This is a genomic window from Corynebacterium sp. HMSC074C03 (assembly GCF_001838285.1).
GTDB classification, from domain to species: Bacteria; Actinomycetota; Actinomycetes; order Mycobacteriales; family Mycobacteriaceae; genus Corynebacterium; species Corynebacterium amycolatum.
In genome coordinates, this window is sequence record NZ_KV836204.1 from 22,086 (window position 1) to 33,951 (window position 11,866).

Annotated in this window: 12 protein-coding genes; 9 read left to right on the top strand and 3 right to left on the bottom strand. The window is 58.8% G+C overall.

Features of this window, described 5'->3' with window-relative positions:
* Window positions 1-75 precede the first annotated feature (75 nt).
* Together HMPREF2847_RS04360 and HMPREF2847_RS04365 are read left to right on the top strand one after the other, a co-directional pair.
* Entirely contained in the window at window positions 76-771 is a 696-nt protein-coding gene (locus tag HMPREF2847_RS04360) for a TetR/AcrR family transcriptional regulator (protein ID WP_246821391.1), read from the top strand.
* A complete protein-coding gene (locus HMPREF2847_RS04365; protein ID WP_070851647.1) occupies window positions 761-2,359 on the top strand; it encodes an MDR family MFS transporter in 1,599 nt (532 codons plus the stop codon). Before HMPREF2847_RS04360 ends, HMPREF2847_RS04365 begins: the two co-directional genes overlap by 11 nt.
* 30 nt (window positions 2,360-2,389) lie before the next feature.
* On the opposite strand, the gene HMPREF2847_RS04370 is transcribed toward HMPREF2847_RS04365, so the two are convergent.
* Both HMPREF2847_RS04370 and HMPREF2847_RS04375 read right to left on the bottom strand, forming a co-directional pair.
* Window positions 2,390-3,022 (bottom strand): GNAT family N-acetyltransferase, encoded by a 633-nt coding sequence (locus HMPREF2847_RS04370; RefSeq protein WP_038626150.1) that lies wholly within the window; start codon window positions 3,020-3,022, stop codon window positions 2,390-2,392.
* A 64-nt stretch (window positions 3,023-3,086) separates the two neighbouring features.
* Window positions 3,087-3,839: a type 2 periplasmic-binding domain-containing protein gene (locus HMPREF2847_RS04375; protein ID WP_070851648.1), complete on the bottom strand. Its 753-nt coding sequence runs from the start codon at window positions 3,837-3,839 to the stop codon at window positions 3,087-3,089.
* A gap of 40 nt (window positions 3,840-3,879) precedes the next feature.
* Here HMPREF2847_RS04375 and HMPREF2847_RS04380 point away from each other — a divergent pair, with 40 nt between their 5' ends.
* The 5 genes from HMPREF2847_RS04380 to metS all read left to right on the top strand — a co-directional run bounded on the left by HMPREF2847_RS04380 (window position 3,880) and on the right by metS (window position 9,010).
* Window positions 3,880-4,272 carry a DUF5997 family protein gene (locus HMPREF2847_RS04380; RefSeq protein ID WP_070595549.1) on the top strand — a complete coding sequence of 131 codons (393 nt, stop codon included), beginning with the start codon at window positions 3,880-3,882 and terminating at the stop codon, window positions 4,270-4,272.
* Window positions 4,273-4,314: 42 nt separating this feature from the next.
* Window positions 4,315-5,088: an alpha/beta fold hydrolase gene (locus HMPREF2847_RS04385; RefSeq protein ID WP_070851649.1), complete on the top strand. Its 774-nt coding sequence runs from the start codon at window positions 4,315-4,317 to the stop codon at window positions 5,086-5,088.
* 634 nt (window positions 5,089-5,722) lie between these two features.
* The gene (locus tag HMPREF2847_RS04390) at window positions 5,723-6,895 is read left to right on the top strand and encodes an acyl-CoA dehydrogenase family protein (RefSeq protein ID WP_048759734.1); all 1,173 of its coding nucleotides are present in this window, start codon (window positions 5,723-5,725) and stop codon (window positions 6,893-6,895) included.
* 330 nt (window positions 6,896-7,225) lie between these two features.
* On the top strand, window positions 7,226-8,836 hold the full coding sequence (locus HMPREF2847_RS04395; protein ID WP_048759740.1) for a sodium-dependent transporter: 1,611 nt from the start codon (window positions 7,226-7,228) through the stop codon (window positions 8,834-8,836).
* A 6-nt stretch (window positions 8,837-8,842) separates the two neighbouring features.
* On the top strand, window positions 8,843-9,010 hold the full coding sequence (metS, locus tag HMPREF2847_RS04400; RefSeq protein WP_070851650.1) for a methionine/alanine import NSS transporter subunit MetS: 168 nt from the start codon (window positions 8,843-8,845) through the stop codon (window positions 9,008-9,010).
* A gap of 44 nt (window positions 9,011-9,054) precedes the next feature.
* Here metS and HMPREF2847_RS04405 read toward each other — a convergent pair whose 3' ends face one another.
* Entirely contained in the window at window positions 9,055-9,813 is a 759-nt protein-coding gene (locus HMPREF2847_RS04405) for an enoyl-CoA hydratase-related protein (RefSeq protein ID WP_070851651.1), read from the bottom strand.
* A gap of 80 nt (window positions 9,814-9,893) precedes the next feature.
* Here HMPREF2847_RS04405 and HMPREF2847_RS04410 point away from each other — a divergent pair, with 80 nt between their 5' ends.
* Window positions 9,894-10,442 (top strand): GNAT family N-acetyltransferase, encoded by a 549-nt coding sequence (locus tag HMPREF2847_RS04410; protein ID WP_070851652.1) that lies wholly within the window; start codon window positions 9,894-9,896, stop codon window positions 10,440-10,442.
* Window positions 10,443-10,613: 171 nt separating this feature from the next.
* Entirely contained in the window at window positions 10,614-11,831 is a 1,218-nt protein-coding gene (locus HMPREF2847_RS04415; RefSeq protein ID WP_246821934.1) for an HNH endonuclease signature motif containing protein, read from the top strand.
* Window positions 11,832-11,866: the final 35 nt, after the last annotated feature.

Below are 11,866 nucleotides of genomic sequence, written 5' to 3' on the forward strand. Positions count from 1 at the left end.
GATGCGCCCTGCGGCAAACTTTATGTTGATTAGTCAACTTGCCACCACATTGCACTCGGTGTAACTTTGCACCTTGTGCAAATTGATGAAAAAGCTTCTCCCAGATTGGACCCGGGCGAACGTCCCGAGTGCAGTCTCCGGGAGCTCAAAAGGTTTCAAACACACTGCGCTTTGGCCGATGCCGCAACCACTCTTGTGTTGGATCGCGGATACGACCACGTCAACATCGAAGACATCTGCCAGCGGGTCAATATCAGTCGACGCACATTCTTCAATTACTTCGACTCCAAGGATCAATCCATCTTCGGCAACGGCATCATGTCATTCGATGCTGACGATGAAGAGACATTTCTCGCCCAAACCCATCAAGACCCCATCGCGGACATGCTCGATTTCATTGAGCAAAAGCAGCGATCCCAGCTACTCCGATATAAAGAGCTGGGGGCAACCGAGGAATTTCACCGCATGCTCAAGGAGCGTATCCGCGAGATTTTGCGCAATGAGCCAAAGCTCTCGACGGTTGTCATTTCCAATTTTGGCAGCTCAATGCGCCGCGTCCGGTCCGCATTTGAGCGCTATTTCGAGATGAATCCACAGTCGCGCACGCACCCCGAGCTGCCCGTCGAGCACGAGGTAGCCCTGTCAGTCGGTTTCGTCCGCGAATGCGTGCTCTACTCATCGGCTCATCGGGACGAATTCACAACAGACACACCGCTTCACGACGCCGCCGACGTCGTTAAAAATTTTTGGAGGAGGAATAGTGACAGCTAGCAACACCACTGCTCAAGGCCAAACCGACACCACGGTTTCTGGCAACAAGTCCCACTTGGGAATCATCTTCTTCGCGCTCATTCTCACTATGCTGATGAGCTCGCTGGGGCAGATGATTTTCGCCACCGCCCTGCCGACCATCGTCGGCGAGCTCGGCGGAGTTGACCACATGTCGTGGGTTATTTCTGCATTCCTGTTGGCACAGACTGTGGCAATGCCGATTGTCGGCAAGCTCGGTGACATGATTGGGCGCAAGGGCCTGTTCATGATGGGCATCGCTCTGTTCATAATCGGTTCCGTCATGGGTGCAGTCACCAGCTCCATGAGCCTGCTCATCGCCGCCCGCGCTTTTCAGGGATTTGCTGGCGGTACATTGATGGTTTCCTCACAGGCCATCCTGGCCGAGGTTATTCCCGCACGCCAGCGCGGTAAGTACATGGGCATCATGGGTGCTGTGTTCGGCCTGAGTTCCGTGCTGGGACCAGTACTGGGAGGCTGGTTCACCGACGGCCCAGGCTGGCGCTGGGGTCTGTGGATCAACGTCCCGATGGGCGTGGTTGCACTATCGGCAGCTGCGGCCTTCCTGAAGCTGCCCCGACGCCAGCGCGAAGGAAACTTCGACTACATCGGTACGACGTTCTTGACCACTGCTGCCTCGACGCTAATTCTCACCACCACGTGGGGCGGTACACAGTACGACTGGAACTCTGGGGTCATCATCTCGCTTATCGTTGCCTCTGTCGTTTCCTGGGTGCTGTTCTTCCTCACTGAGACTCGCGTTTCCAACCCACTGATTCCGACGCACTTGTTTAATAACCGAAACTTCGTGCTCACGACTGTGTCGGGCCTCATTCTGGGTATCGCGATGTTCGGCACTATGGCTTATATTCCGACCTACCTGCAGATGGTGCACTCAATGTCACCGACCGCTGCAGGTTTGATGATGACGCCGATGATGGTCGGCATGCTGCTCACCTCAATTGGCGTTGGCCAGATTATTTCGCGGACTGGTAAGTATCGCTTCTACCCCTTCGTCGGCCTGATGATTATGGCTGTCTCCCTCTACTTGCTGTCCACGCTGGAGACCACCACCCCACTGTGGCAGGTTGGTGTTTACCTGTTCATCATGGGCTTCGGCCTGGGAACCGGCATGCAGGTTCTGGTTCTCATCGTTCAGAACTCCTTCCCGGTCGCCATGGTCGGTACCGCTACCGCTGCGAATAACTTCTTCCGCCAGATTGGCGGTGCGGTCGGTTCCTCCATTGTGGGTTCGATTTTCATCTACCGGATGAAGGACCTGGCAGGCGAACGCGTTCCGGCGGCTGTCGAACAAATCAAGGCCGCATCACCGGAAGCTGCAGCGGAGTTCGCAAAGCAGATGGGCCCGGAGGGCTTTTCCTCTAAGTCGATTGGTTCACTGACGCCGCATGTACTGGATAGCATGCCGGCGCCAATCCATGAAGCGCTGATCTCCAGCTACAACGATGGTTTGACGCCGATTTTCTTGGTACTAACGCCAGTGATTATTCTGGCGGCAATCATTGTGTTCTTCGTTCGCGAGGATCCTTTGAAGGAAACCGTCGAGTAATTAATTCGCGGGAGCCACAGCTCCCGGCAGCTATGCCCCCACCTGGCCGTCGGCGCGATCGAGCTTGTCCAGAATCGGACGGTTCGGCTCACCGGCGGCTTCTGCTTCTTCCTGGACGCGCTTCAGCGCACGCTCCTCTGGCTTTTCCAGGAGCTTTTCCAAAATAATGACATCGCGCCACTGCCCCGCCATTGGGCCGTAGGTCATCTTTGCCATGTGGTGGTAAATCCCCACTTCTCGGAAGCCAAGCTTTCGATGCAGCTTTAGCGATCCCACATTCTCCGGAAAGACCCACGAGTGAATCGACCAGCAGCCGCGCTCCGTGGCATCGTCGATAAGCTTCTGCAGCAGCGTCGCCGCCAGCCCCATGCCCTGCCCGTCAGGGTGGACGTAGATGGAGTCTTCAATGACGCCATTGAAAATCGGGCGCTTGGACACTGGCGCGGCTGATGCCCATGCCAAAATCTTGTCTGGATTCTCCGCATCGACTGCGACATAACACAGGTCAACGCGCTTTAGAGCGATAAATTCGTCCCATTCGGGTGCCGAATGTTCCCACGATGCATGTCCTGTATCAAGGCCAATCTCATAGATTTCTTGGATCTGTGGATAGTCCTCTTCACGCATCATTCGGATCGTGAAATCGCGCTTCTTTTCAGCCATAACTACAAGTGTGGCTAATTTTTTCGCGCACGTCGAACGAAACGCCAAAAATATTGTAAAAAGATTACTTTCTCCTGCGTGGTCGCCCGCTTCCGCCACCGCTTCGACATCCGCCACGGCCACTGCGCGCATGCTTTACGACGGCCCCAGCGCGCTGCCGACGGGCTTGCTTAGCAAGCGTCTTTTCTCGGGCCGACAACTTCTTTGGAGCTTCGTCAGCCTTCCTGCGCCCCAGCTGCGTGCGTGTCGATCCCTCCCGACGCCCCTGGACAATGCCGACGAACTCCTGCCGGAGCTCGTCGTCCTCTGCTTTCGGCCACACCAACCAAATAGCTGTTCGGGACAGCGGATCTGTGGCACCTTCCTCAGCCACCAAGTTCGATGAGGCCACCGCCTTCTTCGATAGCGCCTTCAAAATCGTGCGAGGCCCCACTACGACACCTGCACCAGTGGCTGCGACAGGCAGCATCTGTCGCAGCTCGTCCGCATCCACGGAGGTCAGCAGCACAGTTTCGTCCGCCAACAGCTCCTCCGGCACGGACTCTGTGAGGGAGAATACGTGTTCTTTTTCGTAGGCCACGCCCCAGGCTTCGTCGTAAAGCCGGATGCGATGGAGCGACTCGGGCAGCGAGCCTTCGGACTCTAACCGAACCAGCGCCATGTCAGCGGCACCGCCGACCAGGTCGGACATCGGATCGTCGGCGGCGTGGGTGTGCAGTGTTGCCGGAATCCGATCTCTAAAGCGCCGAAACCACTTCTCGGGACTGGTGCCGGTGGCGAACACGATGCGCAGGACGGCGGGTTCAGGAGTCGACATACTCCGCAAGGTTACTCGAATGGGTGCTAGCGTTGAACCCATGAAACCCCTAACCGCAGCCAAGAAACTTGGCATTTTCCTCCCGGCCACACCCGAGGAATTTCGCACTGGTGAGATTTCGCACGCGCAGTTTGCGGAACTGCAGTCCAATCCGCCGGAGTGGCTCGCTGAGCTACGCCGCAACGGACCGCACCCGCGCCCGGAAGTTGCCCGCAAGCTGGGCATTACTATCACGGCGTTGAAGAAGAATGACATGGACAAGCCGCTGACAACGGCGGAGATTAAGGATTTGCTCGAGCAGATGCCGGAGTGGCTGGAGGCCGCTCGTGCGTCTCTGGCGAAGCAGCGCGTGGAAGCCGCTGAGGCAGAGTCCAAGAAGGACGACGGCCCTGGTCGGGCTGCCGCTGAAGCTGCTCGCAACGCCGAGAAATAGCAGACACAGCAGACACAGCCGACGTCTTCAAGGAGGATCCTCGTGGCCATCGACTACACCGCACATGCAATCAACCACAAGGGCAACGGTACGGTTGTCCTGATTGGCTCGCTGGGCACCACACAGGAGATGTGGGAGCCACAGGTAGCCACTTTGAGTGAAAAGTACCAGGTCATCACGCCAGATGTCCGTGGCCATGGCGAATCCCCTATCCCCGAGGGTGAGTGGGACATGAGCCACTTGGCCGCCGACATCATCGAGGTCCTCGACGAGGAGGATGTTGACCGCGCACATTTTGTGGGACTATCCCTCGGCGGCGCTATCGCCCAGACCATCGCACTAGAACATGCCGATCGCGTGGTCAGCCTGACGCTGTCGTCGACGGCGCCGAAATTCGGCACACCCGAGGCCTGGCAGGAAAAGGCCGAGCTCGTGCGCGACAAGGGCACGGTCGAGCTCGCAGACGCTGTCGTCCGCAACTGGTTTACCGACGAGTGCTTCGACACCACCCCTGAGCTCCCCGCCCGCTTCCGCGACATGATCGCAGATTGCCCCGATGACGGCTACATCGGCGCCTGCGGAGTACTGTCCCGCTTCGACACCCGCGAGCGCCTCGCCGAGATCACCGCTCCGACGCTGGTCATCGCCGGCAAGCAGGACACCTCGACGTCTCTCGACGTCGTCACTTCGCTTCACGACGGCATCGCGGGCTCGACCATGGTCGTCATTTCGCCGGCCAAGCACCTGCTTAACCAGGAGACCCCGGAGTACTACAACTCTGCCCTGCTGGCGCACATTGATGGGATTGCCGACTAGCGCCTAATCGCAGCAATAAAAAATAAAAAATGACGCGACCTGCTCGCTGCCCATTCCACAGGGACGGCGCACGGGTCGCGTCATTTTTTCGAGTGCAATTGGAGGTTGCTATGACTGCAGTGGAAGAAGCTCGGATAATCAAGGGAACCGGTCTCCACCTGATGCTCATACTAACGACCACCAGCACTAATGGGAATAAGAAAACGAGAATGTTTCGTTAATCACCCCCATGATGACTACCTCACACACATAACCCCCGCACCCCAAAGTCCCAGCGGCCCGACTAGCAGACATGACAAAAATAGCCATCCACCTGGCTTTGTAGGTTAGCATTACCTAACATTGCCGACCGTCGGCGATAGCCCGAATTCAATAGCAACCCCCAACCGCAACGGGGGTAGTTTTCCGGGAAGGCTGGGCGCAATATCCGTCGTCAAGCGATTCCACATCACCAATCGGGAAAAACTTTTAAAAAAACAAGTGTCTCTCATCACACTCATGCATAATGGGGTACAACAGTCATAGTCACTATGACGATGAACCGAGGCCATCGCGTTTATCTGCAGCGTTTATCTGCGACGTACGAAAAGGCCTTAAGACAAAAATTCCACGACAATATTTCTAGGAGCATGTCATGAAGGACTTTCTACCCCGTACTCACTTCGAAGAAGAGCACAACATGTTCCGCGACATGGTTCGCGGCTTCGTCGAGAAGGAAATCACCCCGAACGTAGAGCGCTGGCACAAGGAAGGTCAGCCGGACCGCGAGGTCTTCAAGAAGGCCGGCGAGCTCGGTCTGATTGGTATGTCCACTCCGGAGGCATACGGCGGCGGCGGAGAGATGGACTTCCGCTACAACCAGGTCCTGAACGAGGAGCTTTCCAACGCTGACTGTGGCTCCATCGTCGTTTCCTTCGGCGTTCTCAACGACCTGGTCGCTCCGTACCTGGCTAAGTTCGGCAACGAAGAGCAGAAGCAGAAGTACCTGGCTTCCATGAACGCCGGCGACACCATCGGCTGCCTCGCCATGACCGAGCCGGGCGCAGGTTCCGACCTGGCGGGCATGCGCACCTTCGCCAAGAAGGACGGCGACCACTACGTCCTCAACGGCACCAAGATCTTCATCTCCAACGGCATGATGGCCGACTTCGCTCTCGTCGCAGCTATCACCGACCCATCCAAGGGCCGCGCTGGTGTCTCCATGTTCATCGTCGACGCCGACCTCGAGGGCTTCACCAAGGCTGGCCCGCTACAGAAGGTCGGCCTGAAGGCTCAGGACACCGCTGAGCTCAACTTCGACAACGTCCGCGTTCCGGCTGAGAACCTGCTCGGCGAAGAGGGCGCTGCCTTCGGCTACCTCCGCACCAACCTCGCTCACGAGCGCCTGACCCTGGCTTGCGGCTCTGTCGCAACTTCCCGCCGCGCCTGGACCCTGGCTTACAAGTACGCTCAGGAGCGCGAGGCATTCGGTCGCCCGATCATCCAGCACCAGGTTCACGGCCACTACCTGGCTGATATCGCTACCCGCGTCACCGCCCTGCAGGCTTTCGTTGACCAGGCCGTTATGGCTCACAACGCAGGCCAGCTGGACGAGACCGGCGCTTCCATGGCCAAGTACTGGACCACCGAGGAGCAGCAGGACATCGTTACCCGCTGCCTGCAGATGTTCGGTGGCTACGGCTTCATGCTCGAGTACCCGATCTCCACTCACTACCTCGACTCCAAGGTCCAGACCATTTACGGTGGCACCAACGAGATCATGAAGGAAATCATCTTCCGTCGCATCGCCAAGGGCGGCGCAGAGTAAAGCAGAGCGCGTCGGCTTAACTGATTCGACCAAACCCCCGTCAGGTTTTCCTGGCGGGGGTTTTGCATGCTTGTGGCTTGCGTGCTTGTGACTGAGGCAGCTCATAGGGTCGGTGACTATTTTTCGACGTTTGATTGGAGCTCCCCTCCCCTGCGCCCCTGTGCTCCAGCCCTAACCAAAACCATTACCCCCTGCAAAACCGAAACTATACAATGGGATACCCATCTCATATACTAAGATTTTGTTAGGTAATGGTGATGCACTTCACCAATTTCGCCCGAGGCCACGCTGATGCGTGACCGGAGATGAAGGATCGGAGTTCCAGAGGCAATGAGCACAACCAACTCGACCGCTACCCCTCAGCGAAGGGAGGTGTTTTCCACCCGAGCAGCCTTCATTTTCGCCGCCATCGGCTCGGCAGTCGGGCTCGGAAACATCTGGCGTTTCCCCTATGTCGCATACGACTCCGGTGGCGGCGCTTTCCTTATCCCGTACCTGGTCGCACTTCTGACCGCAGGTATTCCACTGCTATTCCTCGACTTCGCCATCGGCCACCGCTTCCGCGGTTCCGCACCGAAGTCGATGCGCCGCATTAAGTCCTGGGCAGAGCCAATTGGCTGGATTCAGGTCGGTATCGCCTTCTTCATTACCGTCTACTACGCCGTTATTATCGCGTGGTCCTTCATCTACGCCTGGAAGTCCATCAAAAGGAGCTGGGGCGCGGATGCCGAGGCCCACTTCATGAACGACTTCCTCCAAGCCGACACCGAAAGTGTCTTCTCGCTGGACTTCGTCCCATCAATCTCCATCGTCCTGCTGATTGTCTGGGTTCTCGTCATCGGCATTCTGGCCGCTGGCGTGGACAAGGGCATCGGTAAGGTCTCCGTCATCTTCATCCCGCTGCTAACCGTTCTCTTCGTCGCAGTGGTCATCTACTCCCTGACCCTGGATGGCGCTGCAAAGGGTCTGGACGCATTCTTCACCCCGGACTGGTCTGCACTCTCTGACTCCAGCGTGTGGATCGCCGCCTACGGCCAAATTTTCTTCTCCTTGTCGGTGGCCTTCGGCATTATGCTGACTTACGCGTCCTACCTGAAGCCACGCACTAACCTCACCGGCTCCGGTCTGGTTACCGCGTTCGCGAACTCCTCCTTCGAGGTTCTCGCCGGTATCGGTGTCTTCGCCACCCTGGGCTTCATGGCAACGCAGTCGGGCCAGGCTGTCGACGAGGTCGCAACCTCCGGTATCGGCCTTGCCTTTATCGCCTTCCCGACGGTCATTTCCGAGATGCCCTTCGGCATCGGTTCCGTCTTCGGCCTGCTGTTCTTCCTCTCCCTGGCTATCGCCGGTGTGACCTCCCTGATGTCGCTGCTGGAGGTCGTCGTCTCCGCGGTCAAGGACAAGCTGAACCTCGGCCGCGTACAAGCCACCCTCACGGTCGGTGGCTCCATGGCCGTCATCTCGCTGCTCGCTTTCCCGACCACTTCGGGTCTGGCAACCCTTGACATCGTCGATAAGTTCACCAACAACGTCGGTATCGTCCTGGTTGCGCTGCTGACCATCATCGCGACCGACTGGATCCTGCGCCGCACCAACGAGTTCGCCATGCACCTCAATGCCGTGTCCTCGTTCAAGGTCGGCACCATGTGGCAAATCTTCGTCGGCAACATCACTCCGGTCATTCTCGCCGTCATCCTGTTCCAGGAGCTCATCGGCCTGTTCCAGGAAAACTACGGTGGCTACTCCGATGCGCAGATCGATGTCTTCGGTTGGGGTGTCATCGGCGTGATTCTCATCGGCGCCCTGATTATGGCCATCCTGCCTTGGCGCGGTCAGCACCGCCTCGATGGCCCTCCGGGCTCAGACTTCGGTGTGACTCCGGACTTCAAGCGGACCTCACACCTGCCACGCAAGCACACTCCGGAAAATCAGGAGGTTTAAGCCACAATGTCCGGTATCGCAATTGTCATGATGGCACTGTTCGTCATCGTCATCTGGGGCGGACTGGCGGTCGCGCTGATCAGCCTGTCCAAGCACCCAGATGAGGTTTCCGGTGAGCTGGGCGATCACCCAGAACTCACCAGTGAAGTACTAGGAGCACAGGAAGAGCAGTAGTTATTCACTACTGCCCTTTCCTCTCGCTGCTCCAGGTATGTGACTTATTCACCTACAAAACGCGGTGGTCGCTTCTCCAAGAAAGCGGCCACCGCTTCCTTATGGTCGGCCGAGACCGCCAGGCGCGCCTGCGCATCCGCCTCCGCCGCCGCAGCGGCCAGAGTGTCCCGGCGCAGCAGAGTCTTGATCTCCTTCAGCGCGGCCGTCGGGCCCGCGGCAAACTGGGCTGCCAGCTCACGTGCCCGAGCCGCTGGATCGTCTACCACTTCAGTAACCAGGCCGAGGCTCAGGGCCTCGTCGGCAAGCACCTTTTTATCGAAGAACAACAGCTCACGCGCCTTCGCGTCGCTAACCATGCGCGGCAGCAGCGCCGACATGCCACAGTCCGTGGCCAGCCCAATCGACGGGAACGCCGCCTTGAACGATGCCTTCGGGCCAGCGATGCGGAAGTCGCAGTGCAGCGCCAGCGACCAACCGGCACCCGCGGCAGCCCCCTCGATAGCGGCAATCACCGGCACGTTGATCGCGGTCAGCTCCGCGACCATCGGGTTGTACTCATCGACAACCTTGCCCATGCCAGCGCCCGACTGCAGGTCAGAGATGTGCTCCTTCAAATCCTGGCCCGTGCAAAACGCCTTCGGCCCGCCGAGCAGGATAACAGCGCGCACGTCCGGCTCTTGCGCACGCTCAAAAGCGGCTTTCAGCTCCAACCGGAGATTCTTATCCAGGGAATTGTATGCATCCGGGCGGTCGATGGTGATGGCTAGAATGCCGTCGGAAAATTCTTGAGTAACGTTGCTCATAACCCCGCAGACTATCGCAATCTCCCCCAACTCGGACGCACTTTTGCCCCAAATCACCCGCCACAAGTAACAAGGAACAGATGACACTTCCACGCCCCGCCACGCCTGACGACGTCCACGAGATCGTCGACCTCATCAAAGACCTGGCGGCCTACGAAAAAGAACCCGACGCCGTCCGCCTGACCCCGGAGCGCCTCCGCGAACAACTCTTCGGGGACAACCCCGCGATTTTCTGCCACGTCGTCGACTCCACATCCGGAAATTTGGACGATTGCGACGATAACGGCACCGCTGTTAGTAGTGGCGGTGTTGGTGGCGGTGGCGCTGGCCCGCGCCTCGACGGCATTGCACTGTGGTTCCTGAACTACTCCACCTGGGAAGGCACCCACGGCATCTACCTCGAAGACCTTTACGTCCGTCCCGAGGCACGCGGCACCGGCAAGGGCAAAGCACTGCTGCAGAACCTCGCGCGAATTGCCGTGGAGCGAGGCTACTCACGTGTCGAGTGGTGCGTCCTAAAGTGGAATCAACCCTCCATCGACTTCTACCGCTCCCTCGGCGCCTTCCCCATGGACGAATGGGACACCTTCCGCCTCACCGGACAGCCGCTCGCTGACTTCGGGGCGTAGAAGGCGGAGATGCTGCTGTGCGGCGGTGTGAAGGTTCAGCTGCGCTGCGTTTGCAGGGTAATGCGGCAACAGAAAAGTCCGGATGTGGATAACTGCTAAACCGGGTGACTTATCCACAGCCTGCCCTCATGGGCGTTGTCCCCCTACATCCGGACTTTTACCTTCGAAGGCATGACAGTTCTTGGGACGCTCGCCGCACTGGCCTCGCGCGGAATGGACACGCTGGCGGAACTCCACGCCGCCCGTCCCGACGGCCACGACGCCACCTCCCACCTGGCGGCAACCCTCGGCCTTGACCCGGCGCGCCTTCGGCTGTTGCTACGCGTCGCCGCCCACTATCTCCAACCCGCTGACACCGAGGAAAACACCAAAGCCCGCGAAGACGCCACAGCTCTGGCCCGCCGACTCGGGCTCAGCCTGGACACCTGCGTGCTTATCGACAAGCGCAGCCGCCAAGCCAACAACGCAGAACTCCACGACAACCTGCGGCTCACATTCGTCGCGGCCGCCGAGCGTCTCGGCTTCGAAGAACTCGATCTCTACATGCGGGAAACTCTCACCGAGCTCAACACCGAAGACGAACCACCCCAGCACCTGCGCGCCCGGTTTTCCCGGAAGGTAGACATCCGGGGAATGAAGCACTTCCACATCTCCGGCCCCTCGGATATGCTCGACAATCTCCTGTCGCCGCTTACCATCCGCGCCGCAGAAATCCGGAAGTCCCATCCGGAGTTTTCCCACGACCGCTGCGTCGGTCAGGCGCTTGCCGAGCGCCTCGAGCATGCCGATGCCGCAATGCCCGTCGACAAGCTCGATGAAATGCGCTACCAACCCGCCATCATCATCACCGCACAAGACATCATCGACTACAGCCCGCGCTTCGCCGCCACCACCAACGGCTCCGCGCTCGCGCCCGACGTCTTCCTCAACGCCCTACTCGCCGACACCGGGTGGGCCGTGCTTTACGACGAACACAGCGCCATTACGGACTTATTTCCCATCGGCAACCCACGTCTGGCGACTGAAGAGCAGCGCATCGCGATGCTCATCGACAACCCCATCTGCGCCTGGCCCGGCTGTGAACGCCCCGCCTATAGCGGACAAGCGCACCACCTAGTCGCCCACAAAAACGGCGGCACAACCACACTGGACAACCTCACCATGGTCTGCCGAGAACACAACGGGCTTAACGACGACGACCGGCAAGGACGCAACGGCTACCTCGAACGCATCCCCACGTCCGGACATATTCGATGGCGCCCGCCGGACAAAACTCGACCGCCCCTGTTTAGTAACTCGTTTGTGACGTCAATGTCCGGGAGGTCGTACGCGGGGTATCGAGCGGGTACGACGAAACAGCTTGGGCCGGAGCCACCACCTCCGGACTAAAACCCGGATGTATGGGAAAACCCGTCCTAGCGCAC

Coding starts and splice junctions, on each gene's coding strand:
- HMPREF2847_RS04370 (WP_038626150.1), bottom strand. CDS start 3,022: ATGGCTGAAAAGAAGCGCGATTTCACGATCCGAATGATGCGTGAAGAG.
- HMPREF2847_RS04375 (WP_070851648.1), bottom strand. CDS start 3,839: ATGTCGACTCCTGAACCCGCCGTCCTGCGCATCGTGTTCGCCACCGGC.
- HMPREF2847_RS04380 (WP_070595549.1), top strand. CDS start 3,880: ATGAAACCCCTAACCGCAGCCAAGAAACTTGGCATTTTCCTCCCGGCC.
- HMPREF2847_RS04390 (WP_048759734.1), top strand. CDS start 5,723: ATGAAGGACTTTCTACCCCGTACTCACTTCGAAGAAGAGCACAACATG.
- HMPREF2847_RS04395 (WP_048759740.1), top strand. CDS start 7,226: ATGAGCACAACCAACTCGACCGCTACCCCTCAGCGAAGGGAGGTGTTT.
- metS (WP_070851650.1), top strand. CDS start 8,843: ATGTCCGGTATCGCAATTGTCATGATGGCACTGTTCGTCATCGTCATC.
- HMPREF2847_RS04405 (WP_070851651.1), bottom strand. CDS start 9,813: ATGAGCAACGTTACTCAAGAATTTTCCGACGGCATTCTAGCCATCACC.
- HMPREF2847_RS04410 (WP_070851652.1), top strand. CDS start 9,894: ATGACACTTCCACGCCCCGCCACGCCTGACGACGTCCACGAGATCGTC.
- HMPREF2847_RS04415 (WP_246821934.1), top strand. CDS start 10,614: ATGACAGTTCTTGGGACGCTCGCCGCACTGGCCTCGCGCGGAATGGAC.